The sequence below is a fragment of the Plantactinospora sp. ZYX-F-223 genome, assembly GCF_039649625.1.
In the GTDB taxonomy this organism is placed as follows: Bacteria; Actinomycetota; Actinomycetes; order Mycobacteriales; family Micromonosporaceae; genus Plantactinospora.
This window is the reverse complement of record NZ_JBDJAV010000054.1, coordinates 1-20699: the sequence shown is the minus strand read 5'-3', so window position 1 is coordinate 20699 and position 20699 is coordinate 1. Positions and strand designations below refer to the sequence as shown.

Sequence of the window (20699 nt, the reverse complement as noted above, 5' to 3'; positions counted from 1 at the left end):
TGATCTGACGGACCCGAAGTGGCAGATCGTGGCGACCGAGTGTTGGCGATCCTCAGGGAAGGCGGGTCTGTAGGACGCCGCCGACCACTCGGGTGGGCAGGACCTGCTGGTCGCTGCTGGCCGGGCCGTGCACCACCTCGCCGCCGTCCAGCTCGAAGGTGCTGCCGTGCCAGGGGCACTTCACGCAGGTACGCCCGTTCTCCCGGACGACCTGGCCGGCGCCGAGTGGGCCGCTCTGATGGGCGCACCGCTCCAGCATCACCGTGACGTCGTCGCCGTCCCGGTAGACGACGACCGCGATGTCGTCGATCCGGCGGGTCAGCAGCTTGTTCTGTGGCAGGGCGGACATGTCCGCCAGCGCGTGCCAGCCGTCCTCGATCCGGCGCAGGTCCGGAACCCCCTGGTTGACACTCGCCGCCTGCTTGTAGGCGAGGTGCCCGCCGAGGAACCCGCCGCTGCTCACGGCGGCCATGCCGAGGTAGCCGAGGGTACGGCCGAGGCCGTGCCGCCCGGTCAGTCGGGCGGCCAGCGAGCCGGCGTACAGCGCGATGGCCATGCCGTTGGCGAGCGCGTGCACCAGTCCGACCCGCTGCTGCTCCCGGGAGAGCGACCCCCAGTCGTTCCACCCGGAGATCGCGGTCGGCACCGCGGCGACCGTACCGATCGCCACCAGGGTGGTGGCGGCCCGCCGCTGGTGGGGCATCAGGTCGAGCACCGCCGTACTCAGCCAGGCGCCGATCGGCACCTGGACCAGTGCCGGGTGCAGCGGATGCCCGATCGGCACCCCGTGCAGGAAGTCGCGCAGCCGCTGCGGCCGGATCGCCGCGGCGACGATCCGCTGCATGCGTTCCGCCGTCCGGTCCAGGCCGGTCGCCTGCTCAAGTCTCAGGATCGCTCGCACCGACCCGGACTACCCGCCGCGTGGCCGGACAAACCTCGCGTCCTCGCGGATCAGCCGGATACCCCCGGACGGGTTACCGGGAAGCACTCGGGGTAGACCGGCCGACATGCGGATCGCCATCACCGGAGCCACCGGCAACGTCGGTACGGCGTTGCTGCGTCGGCTGGCCGGCGAGCCGGACGTCGAGGTGATCGGCATCGCCCGGCGCTGCCCGCCGCCGGACGCCGGGCCACCCTACGACGGGGTACGGTGGCACGCCGCCGACCTCGGGGACCCGGCCTGCCTGCACCCGCTCGCCGAACGGCTGGCCGGGATGGACGCCGTGGTGCACCTGGCCTGGCAGATCCAGCCCAGTCACCAGCGGGCGCGGCTGCGCCAGACCAATATCAACGGCAGCCGGCACGTCGTCAACGCGATGCTGGCGGCCGACGTGCCGAAGCTGGTGTACGCCTCCTCGATCGGGGCGTACGCGCCGGGGCCGAAGGACCGGCGGGTCGACGAGAACTGGCCGGTCACCGGCATCGGGCGGTCCGGTTACAGCGTCGACAAGGCGGCCGTGGAGGCGATGCTCGTCGACGCCGAGCGGGACTATCCGGTGCTCCGGGTCACCCGGCTGCGTACCGCGCTGGTCCTCCAGCACGACGCCGGAGCCGAGATCACCCGGTACTTCCTCGGCCGGTTCGCCCCGATCTCGCTGCTCCGCTCGGGCCGGCTGCCGGTGGTGCCCCGGCACCGGCGGCTCCGGGTCCAGGTGGTGCACGCCGACGACGCCGCCGAGGCGTACCTGCGGGCGTTGCGCAGCGACCGGACCGGCGCGTTCAACATCGCCGCCGAACCGGTCGTCGACGGGCCGCTGGTGGCGGCGGAACTGGGCGGCTGGGCGGCGCCGCTGCCGCTGGGACTGCTTCGGTTGCTCAGCCAGGTCGCCTGGCGGACCCGGCTGGTGCCGGTGGACGAGGGCTGGCTGGAGATGGGCGCGGCGGTGCCGCTGCTGGACTGCTCCCGGGCGGAGCGGGAGTTGGGCTGGCGGCCCCGGCGGGACGCCCGGGACGCGCTGCGCGACCTGCTCGCCGGGATCGCCGCCGGCTCGGGGACGGCCAGCCCGCCGCTGCGGCCGATCGAGCGGATCGCCGGCCGTCAGGCGGCCTGACCCGCCGCGCGGGGATGGGCCTGTCGGGGGGCACGGAGCCGGCGATGGGCCTTTCGGGTACGGAGCCGGGAAGGGGCGGGCCTCGGGCACCTGCCGGTGGCACAGTGGGGCACCATGGACCGGACTCGGGTGCAGGACTGGATCGCCGGCTACGAGCGGGCCTGGCGTACGCCGGGAACCGAACCCCTCTCCGCGCTCTTCACCCCGGACGCGAGCTACCTGCCGGGGCCGTACCGGGAGCCGGTGCTCGGCCTGCGGGACATCGGCGAGATGTGGGAGGCCGAGCGGGAGGGCCCGGACGAGGAGTTCGAGATGACCAGCGAGATCGTGGCGGTGGACGGCGACGTCGGGGTGGCCCGGATCGAGGTCCGGTACGGCAACGGCGAGGAGTTCCGGGATCTCTGGATCATGACCTTCGCCGGGGACGGCCGGTGCGCGGCGTTCGAGGAGTGGCCCTTCTCGCCACCCTCCTGACCGACTGGTACGCCCCCCGAGGCTCCGGTACCGTCGGCCGCGACGGCACCAGCGGCGGGAGCGGTACGGCATGACGGTCCGGGACGGCGACCACGACCACGGTGGCGAGATCCTCGCGGTCGGCCAGCCGGTGACGATCCATCTCGTCAAGGCGCCCCGCCCGGACCTGCGCTATCCCGCGTCGGTGCTCTCCGACGACGGCATCCACCTGGCGGTCCGGGCGCCCTGGGCCGGCGACGTGGTCCGGGACATGGGCTTCGTCCGGTTCGAGCCGGGTGACCTCTGGACCGAGCACTACTGGCGGGACCGGTGGTACTCGGTCAAGGAGGTCTACGACGCCGCCGGCAGGCTCAAGGGCTGGTACTGCGACGTGGCCCGGCCGGCGACCGTGCGGGACGGCGTGGTCGTGGTACCTGATCTCGACCTCGACCTGTGGGCGTCCGCCGATCTGAGCCGGGTGCTCCGGCTCGACGAGGACGAGTTCCTCGCCAGCGGCCTGCCCGAGCGGGATCCGGCCACGGCGGCCCGGGCCCGGCAGGCCCTCGACGAGCTGGCCGAACTGGCCGCCGACGGCTTCGACATGCTCACCGGGCGATAACGCACTGCCGACCCGCCGCCTCGTCGGCGCGACGCGGCGGCGGATCACCGGGCGGCACCCCGCGCACCGGCCGGTAATCCGCTCGCCTCCGAGGCGGCCCGGGCCGGAGGATGATCGGCATGTCCGGGACGTACACCTGCACCGTGGGCCCGGCGGGGCCGGAGCCGGCGCCGGCCGGCGCGGGCCGGCTCGCCGCCCTGGTCGGGCCGGACGCGGTGCCGCCGCCGCTGCTGATGCTGCTCGGCATGGTCTCCACCCAGGTCGGCGCGGCGATCGCCACCCAGCTGTTCCGGACCACCAGCCCCGGCGGTACGACCGCGCTGCGGCTCGGCTTCGGCGCCCTGGTGCTGCTCGCGGTGGCCCGGCCGACACTGCGGCTCGGGTGGCGCACCGCCGGGCTGGTGGCGGCGTTCGGGGTGGCGATGGCCGGGATGAACCTCGCCTTCTACACCGCCCTGCAACGGGTGCCGCTCGGCATCGCGGTCACCATCGCGTTCACCGGCCCGCTGCTGGTCTCGGTCGCGGCCAGCCGCCGGCTCCGGGACTTCGGCTGGGTCGCCCTGGCCGGGCTCGGGGTGGCGCTGCTCGCCGGCCTGCTCGACCTCGGAGCCCTGGCCGGCTCCGGCTCCGGCGGTACGGGCCGGCTCGACGCGACGGCGCTGCTCTGCTGCGGGCTCGTCGCGCTGGGCTGGGCCGGTTACGTCGTGCTCGGCAAGGCGGTCAGTACCCGGCTGGGCGGGAGTCGGGGGCTGGCCCTGGGGATGGCGGTCGGGGCGGTCTGCGTACTGCCGTTCGGGGTGGCCGGCAGCGGGGCGGCGCTGTTCGACCCGTGGACCATGACGCTCGGGCTCGGGGTCGCGCTGCTCTCCTCGGTGCTGCCGTACTCGGCCGAGATGGCGGCGCTGCGCCGGATGCCGGCCCGGGTCTTCGCGGTACTGCTCAGCCTGGAGCCGGCGGTGGCAGCGCTGGTCGGGCTCACCCTGCTGCACGAGACGCTGGGCTGGCCGCATCTGCTCGGCATCGGCTGTGTCGTCGCCGCCTCGCTGGGCGCGATCACCGGCCGGCCCGACCGGTCCGGCTGACGCGGAGCCGGTGACGAGATCGGGGGATGCGCACCGGGGTCCGGTGCGGGCATCCTTGTCCGGTGGGCGTACGAGTCGAGGAGAACGGTCCGGTGCGGACGGTCGTACTGTCCCGGCCGGAGACCAGGAACGCGGTGGACGGCCCGACCGCGCGGGAGTTGGCCGCCGCGTTCCGGGGCTTCGACGCCGACACGCGGGCCTCGGTGGCGGTGCTCTGGGGCGAGGGCGGCACGTTCTGCTCCGGCGCCGATCTGAAGGCGATCACCACGCCCAGCGGCAACCGGGTCGAGCCGGAGGGCGACGGCCCGATGGGCCCCACCCGGATGCGGCTCGGCAAGCCGGTGATCGCCGCCGTCTCGGGGTACGCCGTCGCGGGCGGGCTGGAGCTGGCGCTCTGGTGCGACCTGCGGGTCGCCGAGTCCGACGCGGTCTTCGGGGTGTTCAGCCGCCGCTGGGGCGTACCGCTGATCGACGGCGGGACGGTGCGGCTGGCCCGGCTGATCGGGCAGAGCCGGGCGATGGACCTGATCCTCACCGGCCGCCCGGTGCCGGCCCCGGAGGCGTACGAGATGGGGCTGGTCAACCGGCTCGTCGAGCCGGGCGGGGCACGGGCCGCCGCCGAGGCGCTGGCCGCCGAGATCGCCGGTTTCCCGCAGACCTGCCTGCGCAACGACCGGCTCTCGACGCTGGCCGCCGCCGGCCGGCCGGAGGACGAGGCGATGCGCACCGAGCTGGCGTACGGGATGAACTCGCTCGCCACCGACGCCACCGAAGGGGTGGCCCGGTTCACCTCCGGCGAGGGCCGGCACGGGTCGTACAGCCCGGCGTGAGGCCCGGCCTGCGGGGGGCAGACCGGCGGGCGGGTCAGGCCGGTAGCGGCGGCAGCGGGAGCGGCAGCGCGGGCAGGCCGTCGAGGCTGCTGCCGACGTGATCCTTCCGCTCGCAGTACGCGGCGAACTCCTCGTCGGTCTTCCGGCCGAAGTAGTCGGCGTGCAGCGTCCGCTCCTCGCGGTAGTCCATGAACGGGACGGAGTAGCCGCAACTGTCGCTGATCCGCCCCGCGCTGACCAGCACGATCGCCCGCAGACCCGGTGCACCGGCCTGCTCCGGGAAGTGCCGGACCAGCTCTGCCCACCGGGGGTCGTCCCGGAACACCGCCTCGCCCTGGCCGTGCACCCGGACGATGTTCGGCGGACCGTCGAAAGCGCACCACATGAGCGTTATCCGCCCGTTCTCCCGCAGGTGCGCGACGGTCTCCGCCCCGCTGCCGCCGAAGTCGAGATATGCCACGGTCTGCTCGTCGAGCACCGCCAGCGACCCGGCGAGCCCCTTGGGCGAGAGGTTGACGTGCCCGTCGGCGGCGAGCGGCGCGGTCGCCACGAAGAAGACCTTCTGTGCCTCGATGAAGCTGCGGAGCCTGCCGTCGATCCGGTCGTACTTCTTTCCCATCCGGCCATCCTCCCTGGTCAGCTCCGGCCCACCGTAGTAGCGCCGGGCAACTCCCAGCGGCCGGGAAGGGGCCGGCGGGCTACCGCGGCGGTGAGCCCACCGGCGGCGGGGTCGGCGTCCCCGCCGCCGGCGTGCACCACCGCGACACCGGTGAGGTCGGCGTACTCACCGGTGCCAGCGCCACCGCGCGGACGGTGGCCACGACCGGCCCGCGCACCGTCAACTCGGGTCGGCGGTACGCAGCCAGACGGCGGTGTCGGAGGGCAGCAGATCACCGTCCACCGGCCGGCTGGCCAGCAGGCGGCTCTGATGCGGCGGAAGCTCCACGGGAGCCTCGGAGAGGTTCACCACGCAGGCGAACCCGGGATCGCGGGCGAAGGCCAGTACCCCGTCCGGCGCCGGCAGCCAGCGCAGCGTGCCGTCGCCGAGGGCCGGCAGGCTCCGGCGGATCCGGATCGCCTCGCGGTACAGCTCCAGCATCGAGTGCGGGTCGTCGGTCTGCGCCTGCACGGTCTGGTCCTTCCAGGCAGCCGGTTGCGGCAGCCAGGGCGGGGCCGAGGCGTCGTCCGGGCTGAACCCGAACGGTGCCGTGTCCCCCGACCACGGCAGCGGCACCCGGCAGCCGTCCCGGCCGGGGTCGACGAATCCGGAGCGCGGATACATCGGGTCCTGCCGCAGCGCCGGTGGGATGTCCTCGACCTCCCAGAGCCCCAGCTCCTCGCCCTGGTAGACGTACGCGGCGCCGGGCAGCGAGAGCGAGAGCAGCGCAGCGGCCCGGGCCCGCACCGTACCCAGTTCCAGGTCGGTGTACGTCCCCTCGCGCTTGCTGGCGAAGCTGAACGTGGTGTCGGCCCGGCCGTACCGGGTGACCACCCGGGTCACGTCGTGGTTGGAGAGCACCCAGGTGGCCGGGGCACCGATCGGGGCGTGCTCGGCGAGCGTGCCGTCGATGCTCTCCCGCAGCTTGGCCGCGTCCCAGGCGCAGGTGAGGAAGTCGAAGTTGAACGCGGTGTGCAGCTCGTCCGGGCGCAGGTAGTTGGTGAACCGCTGCCGGTCGGGCAGCCACACCTCGCCGATCAGGGCCCGCGGCTCCGGGTAGCTGTCGGCGATCCGCCGCCAGCTCCGGTAGATGTCGTGCACCCCGTCCAGGTCGTGGAACGGATGCGGCGTCCCCTCCACCACCTCGGGCAGGGTGGCGTCCTTGAGCAGCAGCGCCGCCGAGTCGATCCGGATGCCGTCCACACCCCGGTCGAACCAGAACCGCAGGATCTCCTCGAACTCGGCGCGTACCTTCGGGTGGTCCCAGTTGAAGTCGGGCTGCTCGGCGGCGAACAGGTGCAGGTACCAGTCGCCTGGGGTGCCGTCCGGGTTGGTGGTCCGGGTCCAGGTCTGGCCGCCGAACTCGCCGACCCAGTCGGTCGGCGGCTGGTCGCCGTCCGGGCCGCGGCCGGGGCGGAACCAGAACAGCTCCCGCTCCGGTGCACCCGGGCCGCCGGCCAGCGCTGCCTGGAACCACGGATGCCGGTCCGAGCAGTGGTTCGGCACCAGGTCGGCGATGATCCGCAGGCCCTGGCCGTGCGCCTCGGCGATCAGCTCCTCCACCTCGGTGAGCGTGCCGAAGACCGGCTCGACCGCCCGGAAGTCGGAGACGTCGTAGCCGGCGTCGGCCATCGGCGACGGATACCAGGGACCGAACCAGATGGCGTCGACGCCCAGCCCGGACAGGTAGCCCAGCCGCTTCCGGATGCCGGCGATGTCGCCGATGCCGTCGCCGTTGTCGTCGGCGAAGCTGCGCGGGTAGACCTGGTAGATCACCGCGTCTCGCCACCACCGGCGGCGGCGCTCTGATGTGGACACGAGTACCTGCTCTCTGGATCGGTCCGGTGAGCTCTCCACCGGTACCTGCACGCTGGGTCCGGGCGGTCGTAATGTGATGGGACCTCTGATGTGCCGCGTTTCGTGCCGATGACGATACAAACTCGATTGCGGCACCGCAATAATGCGACAGAATTCTGAAAGATGACGACTCAGATCGTCCGGCTTCCGGCGGGCGGCAGAGCTGTGCCGAGCAGGGCGCCGGGGCGCGGAGGAGCCCCCGCGCGGGGTCGTGAAAGTGCCCGGTCAGCCGAGCCGGGTCGGTCGAGGCGGGTCAGCCGCAGACGTGTGGGGCCGGGGCTGCGGCGGCGCGGCCGGGCGGGCGGGCCACCGGCCCGACGACGTGCGGGGCACCGGGCCGCGCGACGTGCTCGGCGCGGGTAACCGGTCCGTCAGTGCCCGGGTGCCGGCGCGGTCGAGCCGCGTACCACCAGTTCGGGCTCGAAGAGCAGCTCGTCGGTGAGCACCCCGACACCCTCGATCTGGTTCACCAGCAGGTCCACCGCGGCCTGGCCCATCATCTCGATCGGCTGCCGGACGGTGGTCAGCGGCGGGTCGGTACAGGTCATCAACGCCGAGTCGTCGAAGCCGACCACCGAGATGTCGGCCGGCACCGACCGCCCCAGCCGGCGGGCGGCCCGGATGGTGCCGAGCGCCATCACGTCACTGGCGCAGATGATCCCGGTCACGCCCCGCTCGATCAACTTGCTCGCCGCGACCCGGGCCCCCTCCATGGAGAAGCTGGACCGCTCGACGCACTCCTCGTCGTCGGCCCAACCGGCGACGTTCGCCATCGCGGCGAGCTTCCGGCGCGACGGCACATGGTCGGCCGGGCCCAGCACCAGGCCGATCCGCTCGTGGCCGAGTGACCGCAGGTGCCCGTACGCCTGCTCGACCGCCACCGCGTCGTCGGTCGACACGCACGGGAAGCCCAGCTCGTCGACGCCGGCGTTGACCAGTACGACCGGCAGGCCCCGGTCGGTGAGCCGCCGGTAGTGGTCGTGCGGGGCGTCGGCCAGCGCGTACGAGCCACCGGCGAAGATCACCCCGGAGACCTGGTGGTCCAGCAGCATCTCCACGTAGTCCATCTCGGAGATTCCGCCGATGGTGCGGGCGCAGAGCGCCGGGGTGAGCCCCCGCTGGGCGAGCGATCCGGTGACCACCTCGGCCAGGGCCGGGAAGATCGGGTTCTGCAACTCGGGCAGGACGAGCCCGACCAACCGGGCCCGCTCGCCGCGCAGCTTGCTGGGGCGCTCGTAACCGAGCACGTCCAGCGCGGTGAGTACGGCGACCCGGGTGCTCTCGGAGACGCCGCCCCGGCCGTTGAGCACCCGGCTCACCGTGGCCTCGCTGACCCCGGCCTTCCGGGCCACCTCGGTGAGTCTTCTGGTCACGGCCGCGATCGTACGACAGCCAGTTGCAAAAACCGAACCGAAGTTCGCCGGGCTACTGCAACAAACCCCGCACCGCCGTCTCGATCGCGCGATGGAAGGTCGGATAGGCGTAGATCATCCCGGCCAGCGTGCTCACCGGGACCTCGGCGTGCACCGCCACCGCCAGCGCGCTCAGCACCTCGCCCCCGACCGGGCCGGCCGAGGTCGCGCCGACCAGTACGCCCCGGTCGACGTCGGCGACCAGCTTGATGAAACCCTCGTCGCCCACCTGGTGGATCCAGCCCCGGCTGGACTCGGAGAGCGGGGTGAAGCTGGTCCGGACGTTCAGCCCCCGCTCCCGGGCCTGCCGCTCGGTCAGCCCGACCGCGCCCACCTCGGGATCGGTGAAGGTCACCCGGGGCAGCGCCCGGTAGTCCGCCCGCGGCCCGTCGCCGGCCGCCCCGTCGAGCACGCCGGCCCGGCGCAGGATGTCGTCGATCGCGATCCCGGCCTGGTACATCGCCATGTGGGTGAAGGCGCCGTGCCCGGTCAGGTCGCCGACCGCCCAGATCCCGTCGGCGGCCCGCATCCGGTCGTCCGTCTCCACGAACCGCCGCGTCGGGTCCAGCCCGACGGTCTCCAGGCCCAGCGTGTCGAGTACGGCCCGCCGGCCGGTGGCCACCAGCAGCCGTTCGCCCCGGAGTTGGTCGCCGTCGGTCAGGTGCACGGTGAAGCCGCTGCCGTCGTGCTCCACCCGCTCGGCCCGGGCCCCGGTGTGCACCGTCACCCCGTCCGCGCGCAGCGCCGCCGCGACCCGCTCCGACGACTCCGGCTCCTCCTGCGCGAGCACCCGCTCGCCGGCCTCCACCATGCCGACCCGTACGCCGAACCGGGCGAGCACCTGTGCCACCTCCGCGCCGATCGCCCCGCCGCCGAGGATCACCACCGACCCGGGCAGCTCGGCCAGCTCCATCGCCTCCCGGTTGGTCCAGTACGGCGTGCCGGCCAGCCCCGACACCGGCGGGATCACCGGGGTGGTGCCGGTACCCAGCACGACGCCGACCCGGGCCCGGAACGTCTCGTCGCCGACCCGCACCAGCCCGGGGCCGACCAGCCGGCCGGAGCCCCGGACGAATCGGCCACCCTTCGAGGTGAACCGCTCGACCCCGGCGTCGTCGGTCCAGCCGGCGGTGGCCTCCTCGCGGATCCGCTTGGCCACGATGCTCCAGTCCGGCTCGACCCGGGCCTGCCCGGCCAGGTGGTCGACCCGGCGCGCCTCGGCCAGCGCGTTCGCCGCCCGAATCATGATCTTGCTCGGCACGCATCCCCAGAACGGACACTCGCCGCCGACGAGGTTGCGCTCGATGCCGACGACCGAGAGGCCGGCGGCGGCGAGCCGGTTCGCCGTCTCCTCACCGCCCACGCCCAACCCGACCACCACCACGTCCACGACCGCCGTCACGTCCGTGGACACGATCTCGTCGGCCGCCACGTGCGCCCGCTCCTGTTCAGCCATACCCGCCAGCTTTCCCGATCCGCCCCCCGGTCAGCCAGGTGCCGAGCGGCTGAAGCCATCTTCCACTGAAACACCCGAAGGCGCCTGATTTCCCCCCGGCCCTCATGCACTTGTCATCATCTGCCGTAATCAAGTCGTGTCTTTTCATCGCACGATCGATATCTTGCTGAAATGAGTTCGCCTCGCTACAGTGACCCCACTCACACTCGACGCCACACAGCTCCAGGGCCGGTCACATGGCGGGTGCAGACCAGCAGCAGGGCACGGCCACGGTGACGATCCCGCGGATCAGCACAGGTCATGGAGACTCCCGTTCCCGAAGGGATGGACAGATGTCCGTACCGCAGTACCGGAAGGTCGCGGCGCTGGCGCTCGTGGCCGGCCTGGGACTCAGCCTCACGGCATGCTCCACGAAGAGCGACGACAACTCCGACGCCGGCGGCAAGGTCACCATCACGGTCGACTGCCAGCCGGTCGGCTCCCAGAAGGAGTTGTTGCAGAACTGGAACGCCGATGTCGCCGAGTTCCAGCGGCAGAACCCCGACATCGTCATCAAGAGCGTGAGCGTCGGCGAGCAGTGCAACAACCCGCCGGACTTCACCGCCCGGCTCGCCGGCGGCACCGTGACCGACGTCTTCTACGGGTACATGACCGACCTGGCGCAGGTGCTGGACTCCGGCCAGGCGATGGACATCACCGAGTACGCCAACAAGGAGACCGTGCCGACCTGGGACAGCGTCGACCCGGCGCTCAAGGAGGTCTTCACCGACGGCGGCAAGCTCTACGCCGTACCGGTGAAGAACTACTCGATGGGCCTGGTCTACAACAAGGTGCTGTTCCAGCGGGCCGGACTGGACGTGAACAACCCGCCCAAGACCTGGGCCGACGTCCGGGCCGCCGCCAAGAAGATCTCGGCGCTCGGCAACGGCATCGCCGGCTACTCGGAATACAGCGCCGGCAACACCGGAGGCTGGCACTTCACCGCCCTGCTCTACTCGCAGGGCGGCCAGATCCTGACCCCGGACGGCAAGAAGGCCGACTTCAACAACCCGATGGGCCGGCAGGTCCTGCAGAACCTCAAGGACATGCGGTACGGCGACAACAGCATGGGCGCCCGCCAACTGCTCCAGTGGGGCGACCTGCTGACCAACGCCGCCGCCGGCAAGGTCGGCATGTTCATCGGTGCGCCGGACTCCACCCAGGCGATCGTCAGCCAGTTCCAGGGCAAGTTCCAGGACTGGGCGATGGGCCCGATGCCCGGCCAGGACGGACCGGCAAAGGGGACGCTCGGCGGCGGCGAGGGCTACTTCTTCAAGAAGGGCCTCACCCCGGAGCAGGTCAAGGCCGGTCTCAAGTGGATCGCGTACCAGAAGCTGACGCCGGGCAAGGGCCAGTTCGACTACGCCCGGGCCAAGCCGCAGAACTACCCGGTGGGCCTGCCGCAACCGCTGCTCTTCGCGGGCGGCAGCGAGGCGCAGAAGCAGGAGCTCGAACTGCGCAAGGCGAACGCGAACCTCGACACCGCGAACTTCGCGCTCTTCGAGGCGAACCCGGTCCCGATCAAGGGTGAGCCGCGCAACGCACAGGCGATCTACGCGGTGCTCGACGCCGCGATGTCCGGGGTACTGACGAACCCGAACGCGAACGTCGACGCGCTGCTCAAGACGGCCGAGGACAAGGTCAACCAGCTCCTGGCCGCCGAGAGCTGATCCCGCTGGGGTGGGGGCCGGCGCGACCGGCCCCCACCGGCGTCCCCGCCGCACCGTACGGTCACCGACTTTTCCAGGAGTTGCCTTGGCGACCACCACCGCCCCGGGTACCACCAGGCCGGGTCGCGCCACGCGGCCGTACCCGGAACGGCCACGGCGTAGCACCGGCCTCGGCCGGAAGGTCCGGGACAACCTCACCGGACACGCGTTCCTGATCGGCGCGGTGGCATGTTTCGTCGTCTTCTCCTGGTACCCGATGATCCGCGGCATCGTGATGAGCTTCCAGCGCACCCGGCGGGGCGAGACCACCTGGGTGGGCTGGGACAACTACCTGCGGATCCTCGACGACCCCAGCTTCTGGCCCGCCTGGAAGAACACCATCTACTTCACGGTCCTGGCACTCGTCCTCGGGTACGCGGTGCCGTTCTTCGTGGCGATCCTGCTCAACGAGTTCCGGCACGCCAAGGGATACCTGCGGATCCTGGTCTACCTGCCGGTGATGTTGCCGCCGGCCTCGGCGCTCTTCCTCTTCAAGTACTACGCCTACGACCCCAGCGAGGCCGGGCTCTTCAACGCGATCCTCAAGGGGCTGCACCTGCCGACGTCGGAGTGGATGCAGTCTCCGGAGATGACGATGCCGGCGATGGTGATCGCCTCGACCTGGATGAACATGGGCAGCGCGGTGCTGATCTATCTGGCGGCGTTGCAGAACATCCCCGGCGAGCTCTACGAGGCGGCCGAGCTGGACGGCGCCGGGATCTGGCGGCGGATTCTCAACGTGACCATCCCGCAGACCCGGCTGATCCTGCTGCTGCTGGCGATGCTCCAGATCGTCGCCACGATGCAGCTCTTCATCGAACCGCTGATCCTCGCCAACGGCGCGGGCGCGGAGGACTCGGCGACCTCGGTGGCGTACCTCATCTACCAGCACGGGTTCTTCCAGAACGACCTCAACGGCGCGGCGGCGCTCGGCGTGATCATGCTCGTGGTGCTGGCCGGCTTCTCCGCCGTCTACGCCCGGCTGACGGCGAAACAGGACTAGGACGGGCAACCAATGGCACAGGACTCCGGCACCCGGACCCTCATCTCCGCCGCCCAGCTCCGCCGGGGACGCGGCAAGGTCGTCTACTGGGCGCTGCTCACCACCGTCGTGGTGGTGTTCACGCTGGTCTTCCTCGGTCCGCTCTACTGGATGGTCACCGGCGCGCTCAAGTCCGGTCAGGAGATCGCCCAGACCCCGCCGACGCTCTTCCCGCAGGATCCGCAGCCGCAGAACTACGCGGACGCGTGGAACAACCTCGACCTGGCGAAGCTGCTCTTCAACACGTTCTACTACGCGGCCGGGGCGCTGCTGTTCCAGCTCGTCCTGGACACCGCCGCGGCGTACTCGCTGTCGAAGCTGCGACCGGTCTTCGGCAACGCGATCCTCGGCCTGATGCTGGCGACGCTGATGATCCCGGCGATGGTCCTGATCGTCCCGCAGTACGTGACCGTGATCGACCTGCCGATCCTGCACATCAACCTGCTCGACTCGCCGTTCGCGATCTGGCTGCCCCTGGTCGCGAACGCGTTCAACATCTTCCTGCTGAAGCGGTTCTTCGACTCGATCCCGGAGGACCTGATGGCGGCGGCCGTGATGGACGGGGCGACGCCGCTGCGTACGCTCTGGTCGATCATCCTGCCGATGTCGCGCCCCATCCTCGGGGTGGTCTCCATCTTCGCCGTGACGGCGGTCTGGAAGGACTTCCTCTGGCCGAAGCTGGTGATGCCGTCCCCGGAGACCCGTACGGTCAGCGTCGGCATCTACGCCTTCTCCGGCGGTACGCCGATGAACGTCGTGATCGCCGCCTCGGTGATCGCCGCGATCCCGACCGTGGTGATCTTCCTGATCTTCCAGCGGAACATCATGTCCGGCCTGACCACCGGCAGCATCAAGGGATAGCCAACGGCTCGGCGGCGCCGCGCCGCACCCCGGTCGGCGCCCCGGGCACAGCCACCGGGGCACCCGTCGGGGTCAGCAGGGCCCGGGCGACGACCGCCGCCCGGCGTCCGCGCGGCACGACGGCCCGGCCGGCGAAGACGTCGTACCCGGCGGCGACCACCTCGTCGAGGATGCCGCCGTAGAGCAGGTAGGCGGTGCGGATGCAGGACTGCGAGGCGGGTGCGAGCAGGGTCACCCCGGACGCCGCGGCGACGTAGTGCTCCCGGGCGCGGCTCACCTCGTACTCGATCAGTTGCCGGATCGGCGGCGTCGCCCGCCCCCGCCGAGCGGCGGCGACCAGGTCGGCCGGGGTGACGCCGAACCTCGCCAGGTCCTCGGCCGGCAGGTAGACCCGGCCCCGGGTCAGGTCCTCGGCGACGTCCCGGATGAAGTTGGTGAGCTGGAAGGCGAGGCCGAGCTGCCGGGCCGGCTCGCGGGCGGCGGCCGGATCGGTGCTGCCCAGGATCGGCAGCATCATCGTGCCGATCGCCGCGGCCGAGCCCGCCATGTAGTCGAGCAGGTCGGCGTAGCGGGGGTAGCTGGTCACGGTCAGGTCCATCGCCATGCTGCGCAGGAAGGCCGCGAAGTCCGCCCGGTCGAGGTCGAAGACGGCGATGGTGTGCAGCACGGCCGGCAGCAGCGGGTCGGTAACCGGCTCGCCCCGCAGCCCGGCGAGGAACCGCTCGGACCAGTCGGCGAGCCGGGCGGACCGGACCGGGGTCGGTAGTTCCTCGGTCCGATCCACGATCTCGTCGGCGTACCGGGTGAAGCCGTAGAGCGCGTGCACGTGCCGCCGTTTCCAGGCGGGCAGCAGCCGGGTCGCGAGATAGTAGGTCCGGCCGTGCCGTCTGTGCAGCTCACGGCAGCGTTCGTAGGACCCGCCGAGACTGGTGTCCACCGACCCTCCAGGGGCTAATCGACGCATCAATCGACGCAACTCGTAGGCTTCAGGGTACGCTCGACCCGCTCTCGCGCGCGTGGGTCGCGGCCTGTCCAGGTGCCGGGTCGCGGCCTGTCCAGGTGCCAATAAGGGATCTTTCAGTAACAAAAACGAGAAGAATGGTGCCCTGCTGACCTTGGACCCAGGATGATGGTCGGTTCCAGGAGGTGATCGGGTGCGAACCGTACGTGGACGGACCGACCGGGTGGTGGTGGTCGGCGCCGGCCTGGGCGGCCTCGCCTGCGCCCTGCACCTGGCCGGCGCCGGACGCCAGGTGACCGTGCTGGAGCGCGAGCCCGTACCGGGCGGGCGGGCCGGCCGGCTCAGCGTCGACGGGTACGAGTTCGACACCGGACCGACCGTGCTGACCATGCCCGACCTGATCGCGGAAGCGCTCGGGGCGGTCGGCGAGGAGTTGGACGACTGGCTCGACCTCGCCCCGCTCGACCCGGCGTACCGGGCGCACTATCCGGACGGGTCCACCCTGGACGTCGTCACCGACACCGCGCGGATGGCCGCGGAGATCGCCCGGGTCTGCGGTCCCCGGGAGGCCGACGGCTATCTGCGGTTCGTCGACTACGCCCGCCGGCTCTGGCAGCTCGAACGCGCCGACTTCATCGACCGCAACCTGGACCGCCCGACAGACCTGCTCACCGCCAACCTGCTCCGGCTGCTGGCCGCCGGTGCGTTCCGGCGGTTGCAGACCAAGGTCGACCAGTTCTTCGCCGACCCGCGCACCCGGCGGATCTTCTCGTTCCAGGCCATGTACGCCGGCCTCGCCCCGCACGACGCGCTGGCCATCTACACCGTGATCTCCTACCTCGACTCGGTCGCCGGGGTCTACTTCCCGCGCGGCGGCATCCACGCCCTCCCCCGGGCGCTGGCCGGTGCCGCCGAGAAGCACGGCGTGCAGATCCGGTACGGCAGCACGGTCGACCGGGTGGAAACCTCCGCGGGCCGGGCCACCGGGGTACGCACCGCCGACGGCGAGTTCGTCCCCGCCGACGTGGTGGTGCTGAACCCGGACCTGCCGGTGGCATACCGTGACCTGCTGCCCGACGGTGCTGCGCCGCGCCGGCTGCGTTACTCGCCCTCCTGTGTCGTGCTGCACGTCGGCGCCGGGCAGGGCTACCGGCGCATCGCCCACCACAACATCCACTTCGGGCGGGCCTGGCGGCGCACCTTCGACGAGGTGATCCGGCGCGGCGAGCTGATGTCGGACCCGTCCCTGCTGGTCACCAACCCGAGCCGGACCGACCCGTCGATCGCGCCGGCCGGCCGGCACGGCTACTACGTGCTCGCCCCGGTGCCCAACCTCGACCGGGGTGCCGGGCTGGACTGGCGCGGCGACCTGCCCCGCCGGTACGCGGACGACCTGCTCGCCACCCTGGAACGCCGGGGTTACGCCGGGCTGGCCGGCAGCGTCGAGGTGCTCCGGATCGTCACCCCGGCCGACTGGGCCGACGCGGGGATGGCCGCCGGCACGCCGTTCGCGGCCGCGCACAGCCTGTGGCAGACCGGCCCGTTCCGCCCCGGCAACCTGCACCGCGACCTGCCCAACGTGGTGTTCGTCGGTTCCGGCACGCAACCCGGGGTGGGCGTGCCTATGGTGATGATCTCCGGGAAGCTCGCCGCCGCCCGGGTGACTGGAGGTGGCAGATGACAGCCGACCGCGACACGCCGGGCCGGAGCGACGACGCTGGCCGGAAGGGCGGGGCAGCCCGGGGCGACGAGACCGAGCGCCGCAGCGGCGGGGCAGCCCGGGGCGACGATGCCGCGAGCCGTGGCGGAAACGACCGGGGCGACGCCGGAGAGCGGGGCCGCCCGACCGACCGGGAGCGGCACCTGGTGGAGCTGGTCAACGAGGCCGGCATCCCGCTCGGGGCCCGTACGGTCGACGAGGCGCACCGGCCACCCGGCCAGTTGCACCGGGCCTTCTCCGTACTGCTGGTCGACCCGGCCGGCCGGATCCTGCTCCAGCAGCGGGCCGCCGCCAAGACCAGGTTCCCGCTGCGCTGGGCCAACAGCTGCTGCGGGCACCCGGAGCCCGGCCAGTCGCTCGACACCGCCGCCGGCCGGCGGCTGCGCGAGGAACTCGGCATCGAGGCGGTGCCGCTGACCGAGATCGGGGTGTACCTCTACCGGGCCGAGGATCCCGGCACCGGCCGGGTGGAGTACGAGTACGACCACGTGTTGCGGGGCGACTTCGACGCCGACCGCGCGGTGCTGCCCGACCCGGACGAGGTGGCCGACCTGCGCTGGGTACACCCCGACGAGCTGCGGGCCGGGCTCGACGCCGACCCGGAGGCGTACGCCCCGTGGCTGGCCGGGGTGCTGAGCCGGCTGACCGGCCCGGCACCATCGTCCCCGGCCGGCGCACCATCGTCCCCGGCCGGGCCGCCACGCCGGGCGGAGAACCGCGGCCGGTGGGAGCAGGTCCCGGCCCCCACGGGTCAGGAGGACAACCCGGCGGAGCGGTCGGGTGGCCGATGACGGGCTGAGCGCCGGAGCCGTCGCGCGGCGGCTCGGCATCGCCGTCACCACCCTGCGGAGCTGGCACCGGCGGTACGGGCTGGGCCCGACCCGGCACGTGCCGGGTCAGCACCGGCGGTACAGCGTCGAGGACCTGGACCGGCTGGACGTGATGCGCCGGCTCACCGCCGAGGGGATCGCCCCGGCCGAGGCGGCGGACTGGGCGCGCCGGGGCGCCGTACCCGAAAAGGCGCCGGACCGGGGCGGGCCGTTGCCGGCGCGGGCCGGCGGAGGCACGGCCATCGCGGTCGGTCGGGCCGGTCCGGCGGCCCGGGGCCTGGCCCGGGCGGCGATGCGGCTCGATCCGCTGGCGATGCGGGCGGGCATCGGCGCGGCGATCGAGGCCGGCGGGGTGGTCGCCACCTGGGAGCGGATGCTCCGGCCGGTGCTGGTCGGCATCGGCGAACGGCACGCCGCCAGCGCGGCGTTCATCGAGGTGGAGCACCTGCTGTCCCGCTGCGTGTCGGAGGCGCTGGCGGCGGTACCTCGACCGCCCGCCGGCGGCTCGTCACCCCGGATCCTGCTCTCCTGCGCCGACGAGGAGCAGCACAGCCTGCCGCTGGAGGCGCTCGCCGCCGCGCTCGCCGAGGTCGGCGTGCACTGCCGGCTGCTCGGCGCACGGGTGCCGGTGACGGCCCTGGTCGACGCCGTGGGCCGGACCGCCCCGCAGGCCGTGGTGGTCTGGTCGCACCGATCGGCGACCGGCGACCCGACCCAGCTCACCGCAGTGCGGGCCGGCCCCTGGCGACCGCCGCTGCTGGTCGCCGCCGGTCCCGGCTGGCCGCCCGGGTTGCTGCCTCCCGGCGTACGCACCCCGGCGACGCTGGCCGAGGCGCTGACGATGCTACGGGACGTACCCGGATCTTCGGGGCGCTGACTCGGCTACCGAGCATTCGGGACATCGCCACCGTACGCACTCCGCTAACGTGGGGCAGCCGTAACCCGAAAACCCCTCGGGAGCCGCTCGATGACCCGACGTACGGCGCTCGCCGCCGGCCTCGTCCTGTTGGTGCTGCTGTCCACCGGTTGCGCGAACGAGAAGCCGCTTCCGGCCAGGTCACCGCTGCCCTACCCGCCGATTCCCCAGGTGACCACGACAGCGCCGGCCACCCCGACCCCGCAGCCGCCGCCGAAAAAACCGAGCCGGAAGAAGCCGGCCGCCCGGGGCACCGTCGGCCCGCTGAACACCCAGCGGCTGACCGGGGTACGCGCGGTCGCGCTCACCTTCGACGACGGCCCGCACCCGCAGTGGACGCCGAAGGTGCTCGACCAACTCCGCAGGGCCAGGGTCCGGGCCACCTTCTGTGTGGTGGGGGTGAAGGTCCGCGCGCATCCCGCGCTGGTACGCCGGATCGTGCGCGAGGGCCACACGCTCTGCAACCACAGTTGGCAGCACGATCTCAAGCTCGGCAAGAAGAACACGGCGCAGATCCGGGCCGACCTGCGCCGGACAGATCAGGCGATCCAGCGGGCCGTGCCCGGGATCAAGGTCCGGTACTACCGCCAGCCCGGCGGCAAGTGGACCCCGTCGATCGTCGCGGTCGCCAAGTCCCTCGGCATGAAGTCGCTGCACTGGGACGTCGACCCGGCGGACTGGGACGACACCAGCAGCTCGGAGATCCGCCGTCGGGTCGCCCAGCAGGCCCGGCCCGGTTCGATCGTGCTGCTGCACGACGGCGGCGGTGATCGAAGTCGCACCCTCGGCGCCTGCCCCCAGGTGATCAGCTCGCTGAAGCGGAAGTACGGGATAACCCGGCTTCGGTGAGATAGTTTGGGGTGGTTTGTCCGATAGCCAATACCGGTTTGGTCGGGCGGCTGGCCATCACGTATGCTTTCGGAGCCTCCGGCGGGGCCGGATGGGAGCACAGCCGCTGAAGTTGTCATGTGCAATGATGGCGGGGCCGCCCTCATCGTCTAGCGGCCCAGGACGCCGCCCTTTCAAGGCGGTAGCACGGGTTCGAATCCCGTTGGGGGCACGACCCCGGCCTCGGCCGGGCAGCAGTAAGAGCAAGGTCCTGTGGAGCAGTTGGAGTGCTCGCCGCCCTGTCAAGGCGGAGGTCGCGGGTTCAAGTCCCGTCAGGACCGCCAGCGCCGCTCGCCGCGCGTGTGCACGCGCGGCGTTCTGCGTTTCGGAGCAGGTTACCCAGGGCGGCAGCGGGTCGGTCACCCAGGTAACATGAACCGAGTAACCCGGCCAGGTAGCTCAGTTGGTACGAGCGTCCGACTGAAAATCGGAAGGTCGGCGGTTCGACCCCGCCCCTGGCCACATAGCCTTTCGCCGGGCTATCAGAACGCCTACCAGCGGAAACGCCGGTGGGCGTTCTTTATTTTCGACATCACGGTACCCGAAGGGGAACCTGGGCACTGTTGACCGGCTCCGGCAATCGCCCTGGCCGCAACAGGTATGAACCCCTACGCTATAAGGTATGACTCAGCGGGTGACGGTCAGCCTCCCAGACGACGTCGCGCGACGCCTCGCACAAGAACCCAACGCCTCAGCCTTCGTCGCCGAAGCCATCCGCCAACGCATGACCCGTGAAGAGGGACGCAAACTCCTCGCCGAACAAGGCTTCGACATCACCGACGAAGGCGTCGCCCGCGCCCGCGCCCGCCTCGCCGAAGCCGACCGGAAGTGGACCCCCGAACGGCGCCGGCAACTCCGTGAGCAGGTCGGACGCGCGCTCGGGTGACCGCGCCCATCAGAATCGTCCTCGACACCACCGCGATCACCGGCTACGCGGGCACCTCCGTGGCGGTCGGAGAGGTGATCACCGAGGTCGGGGAAGAAAACGCTCTCGTCGCCCTTCCCATCGCCTGCCTCGTCGAGGCGTACCGGAGCGTCCCGGATGACCAGCTTCCCGCGATCGGTTTGCTCGTCGGGCATCCCAGCATCACGGTCGTCGACACTGACCCGGCCGACTGGCTGGCCCTCGCCGGCCTCGCCCGGGACCTGGGGCGCTCGGACGTCGCCGCAGCACTGCTGTTGGCGATCGACTCCGACGGCTACGTGCTGACCGCCGAGCCGGACGCATACGGGAACCCCGACGACATGCCCGTCATCCCGATCTAACGTTTCGCGCCAGGAATTCGCCTAAGAATCGGGCGAGCGATTCGGGCAT

20 protein-coding genes and 3 tRNA genes are annotated in these 20699 nt (G+C 72.0%); 17 read left to right on the top strand and 6 right to left on the bottom strand.

Translation table 11 applies throughout. The annotated features are described in order from the left end of the window. Nucleotides 1–52 precede the first annotated feature (52 nt). Nucleotides 53–901 (bottom strand): Rieske 2Fe-2S domain-containing protein, encoded by an 849-nt coding sequence (locus AAH979_RS36050; RefSeq protein WP_346262606.1) that lies wholly within the window; start codon nt 899–901, stop codon nt 53–55. Between the two features lie 106 nt (nt 902–1007). Here AAH979_RS36050 and AAH979_RS36045 point away from each other — a divergent pair, with 106 nt between their 5' ends. The 5 genes from AAH979_RS36045 (at nt 1008) to AAH979_RS36025 (ending at nt 5035) form a co-directional block, all read left to right on the top strand. After that, nucleotides 1008–2051: an NAD-dependent epimerase/dehydratase family protein gene (locus tag AAH979_RS36045; protein WP_346262605.1), complete on the top strand. Its 1044-nt coding sequence runs from the start codon at nt 1008–1010 to the stop codon at nt 2049–2051. A gap of 114 nt (nt 2052–2165) precedes the next feature. Beyond that, nucleotides 2166–2525, top strand: coding sequence for a nuclear transport factor 2 family protein (locus tag AAH979_RS36040; RefSeq protein WP_346262604.1), 360 nt, complete (start codon nt 2166–2168; stop codon nt 2523–2525). Between the two features lie 70 nt (nt 2526–2595). Then, the gene (locus tag AAH979_RS36035) at nt 2596–3123 is read left to right on the top strand and encodes a DUF402 domain-containing protein (RefSeq protein WP_346262603.1); all 528 of its coding nucleotides are present in this window, start codon (nt 2596–2598) and stop codon (nt 3121–3123) included. Between the two features lie 119 nt (nt 3124–3242). Beyond that, nucleotides 3243–4205 (top strand): EamA family transporter, encoded by a 963-nt coding sequence (locus tag AAH979_RS36030; RefSeq protein ID WP_346262602.1) that lies wholly within the window; start codon nt 3243–3245, stop codon nt 4203–4205. A 62-nt stretch (nt 4206–4267) separates the two neighbouring features. Next, nucleotides 4268–5035, top strand: a complete 768-nt coding sequence (locus tag AAH979_RS36025) for a crotonase/enoyl-CoA hydratase family protein (protein ID WP_346262601.1) — start codon at nt 4268–4270, stop codon at nt 5033–5035. A 34-nt stretch (nt 5036–5069) separates the two neighbouring features. Here the strand turns inward: AAH979_RS36025 and AAH979_RS36020 are convergent, their stop codons facing one another. The 4 genes from AAH979_RS36020 to AAH979_RS36005 form a co-directional block, all read right to left on the bottom strand. Continuing rightward, on the bottom strand, nt 5070–5654 hold the full coding sequence (locus tag AAH979_RS36020; RefSeq protein ID WP_346262600.1) for a pyridoxamine 5'-phosphate oxidase family protein: 585 nt from the start codon (nt 5652–5654) through the stop codon (nt 5070–5072). 219 nt (nt 5655–5873) lie between these two features. After that, nucleotides 5874–7511 (bottom strand): glycoside hydrolase family 13 protein, encoded by a 1638-nt coding sequence (locus AAH979_RS36015; RefSeq protein ID WP_346262599.1) that lies wholly within the window; start codon nt 7509–7511, stop codon nt 5874–5876. Nucleotides 7512–7921: 410 nt separating this feature from the next. Further along, nucleotides 7922–8923, bottom strand: coding sequence for a LacI family DNA-binding transcriptional regulator (locus AAH979_RS36010; protein ID WP_107262679.1), 1002 nt, complete (start codon nt 8921–8923; stop codon nt 7922–7924). 52 nt (nt 8924–8975) lie between these two features. Beyond that, on the bottom strand, nt 8976–10418 hold the full coding sequence (locus tag AAH979_RS36005) for an NAD(P)/FAD-dependent oxidoreductase (RefSeq protein ID WP_346262598.1): 1443 nt from the start codon (nt 10416–10418) through the stop codon (nt 8976–8978). A 332-nt stretch (nt 10419–10750) separates the two neighbouring features. On the opposite strand from AAH979_RS36005, the gene AAH979_RS36000 reads away from it, so the two are divergent. The 3 genes from AAH979_RS36000 (at nt 10751) to AAH979_RS35990 (ending at nt 14069) form a co-directional block, all read left to right on the top strand. Continuing rightward, nucleotides 10751–12127 (top strand): extracellular solute-binding protein, encoded by a 1377-nt coding sequence (locus AAH979_RS36000; protein ID WP_346262597.1) that lies wholly within the window; start codon nt 10751–10753, stop codon nt 12125–12127. Nucleotides 12128–12212: 85 nt separating this feature from the next. Further along, nucleotides 12213–13169: a sugar ABC transporter permease gene (locus AAH979_RS35995; RefSeq protein ID WP_346262596.1), complete on the top strand. Its 957-nt coding sequence runs from the start codon at nt 12213–12215 to the stop codon at nt 13167–13169. A gap of 12 nt (nt 13170–13181) precedes the next feature. Continuing rightward, nucleotides 13182–14069 (top strand): carbohydrate ABC transporter permease, encoded by an 888-nt coding sequence (locus AAH979_RS35990; protein ID WP_346262595.1) that lies wholly within the window; start codon nt 13182–13184, stop codon nt 14067–14069. Here the strand turns inward: AAH979_RS35990 and AAH979_RS35985 are convergent. Beyond that, nucleotides 14059–15006 (bottom strand): phytoene/squalene synthase family protein, encoded by a 948-nt coding sequence (locus tag AAH979_RS35985; RefSeq protein ID WP_346262594.1) that lies wholly within the window; start codon nt 15004–15006, stop codon nt 14059–14061. The two genes, AAH979_RS35990 and AAH979_RS35985, sit on opposite strands and share 11 nt — an antisense overlap. 217 nt (nt 15007–15223) lie before the next feature. Between AAH979_RS35985 and crtI the strand changes: the two genes are divergently transcribed. From crtI to AAH979_RS35940, 9 genes are all read left to right on the top strand, one after another. Then, complete coding sequence (gene crtI, locus AAH979_RS35980; RefSeq protein ID WP_346262593.1) at nt 15224–16711, top strand: phytoene desaturase family protein; 1488 nt, start codon at nt 15224–15226, stop codon at nt 16709–16711. Nucleotides 16712–16893: 182 nt separating this feature from the next. Then, entirely contained in the window at nt 16894–17541 is a 648-nt protein-coding gene (idi, locus tag AAH979_RS35975) for an isopentenyl-diphosphate Delta-isomerase (RefSeq protein ID WP_346262639.1), read from the top strand. Next, entirely contained in the window at nt 17531–18457 is a 927-nt protein-coding gene (locus tag AAH979_RS35970; RefSeq protein WP_346262592.1) for a MerR family transcriptional regulator, read from the top strand. The genes idi and AAH979_RS35970 overlap by 11 nt, the downstream gene beginning before the upstream one ends. Nucleotides 18458–18547: 90 nt before the next feature. Next, the gene (locus tag AAH979_RS35965) at nt 18548–19345 is read left to right on the top strand and encodes a polysaccharide deacetylase family protein (protein WP_346262591.1); all 798 of its coding nucleotides are present in this window, start codon (nt 18548–18550) and stop codon (nt 19343–19345) included. 138 nt (nt 19346–19483) lie between these two features. Then, a tRNA-Glu gene (locus tag AAH979_RS35960) sits at nt 19484–19556 on the top strand. A 35-nt stretch (nt 19557–19591) separates the two neighbouring features. Next, a tRNA-Asp gene (locus tag AAH979_RS35955) sits at nt 19592–19668 on the top strand. Nucleotides 19669–19772: 104 nt separating this feature from the next. Further along, nucleotides 19773–19846: transfer RNA gene (locus tag AAH979_RS35950), tRNA-Phe, on the top strand. 160 nt (nt 19847–20006) lie between these two features. Then, complete coding sequence (locus tag AAH979_RS35945) at nt 20007–20270, top strand: hypothetical protein (protein ID WP_346262590.1); 264 nt, start codon at nt 20007–20009, stop codon at nt 20268–20270. Then, nucleotides 20267–20650, top strand: coding sequence for a hypothetical protein (locus tag AAH979_RS35940; RefSeq protein ID WP_346262589.1), 384 nt, complete (start codon nt 20267–20269; stop codon nt 20648–20650). Before AAH979_RS35945 ends, AAH979_RS35940 begins: the two co-directional genes overlap by 4 nt. Nucleotides 20651–20699 lie beyond the last annotated feature (49 nt).

What these genes read in the sequence shown, in the direction of transcription:
- AAH979_RS36035 (WP_346262603.1), top strand. Translation starts at nt 2,596, where the DNA reads ATGACGGTCCGGGACGGCGACCACGACCACGGTGGCGAGATCCTCGCG.
- AAH979_RS35965 (WP_346262591.1), top strand. Translation starts at nt 18,548, where the DNA reads ATGACCCGACGTACGGCGCTCGCCGCCGGCCTCGTCCTGTTGGTGCTG.
- AAH979_RS36030 (WP_346262602.1), top strand. Translation starts at nt 3,243, where the DNA reads ATGTCCGGGACGTACACCTGCACCGTGGGCCCGGCGGGGCCGGAGCCG.
- AAH979_RS36040 (WP_346262604.1), top strand. Translation starts at nt 2,166, where the DNA reads ATGGACCGGACTCGGGTGCAGGACTGGATCGCCGGCTACGAGCGGGCC.
- AAH979_RS36020 (WP_346262600.1), bottom strand. Translation starts at nt 5,654, where the DNA reads ATGGGAAAGAAGTACGACCGGATCGACGGCAGGCTCCGCAGCTTCATC.
- AAH979_RS35990 (WP_346262595.1), top strand. Translation starts at nt 13,182, where the DNA reads ATGGCACAGGACTCCGGCACCCGGACCCTCATCTCCGCCGCCCAGCTC.
- AAH979_RS36000 (WP_346262597.1), top strand. Translation starts at nt 10,751, where the DNA reads ATGTCCGTACCGCAGTACCGGAAGGTCGCGGCGCTGGCGCTCGTGGCC.
- AAH979_RS36045 (WP_346262605.1), top strand. Translation starts at nt 1,008, where the DNA reads ATGCGGATCGCCATCACCGGAGCCACCGGCAACGTCGGTACGGCGTTG.
- AAH979_RS36005 (WP_346262598.1), bottom strand. Translation starts at nt 10,418, where the DNA reads ATGGCTGAACAGGAGCGGGCGCACGTGGCGGCCGACGAGATCGTGTCC.
- AAH979_RS35945 (WP_346262590.1), top strand. Translation starts at nt 20,007, where the DNA reads ATGACTCAGCGGGTGACGGTCAGCCTCCCAGACGACGTCGCGCGACGC.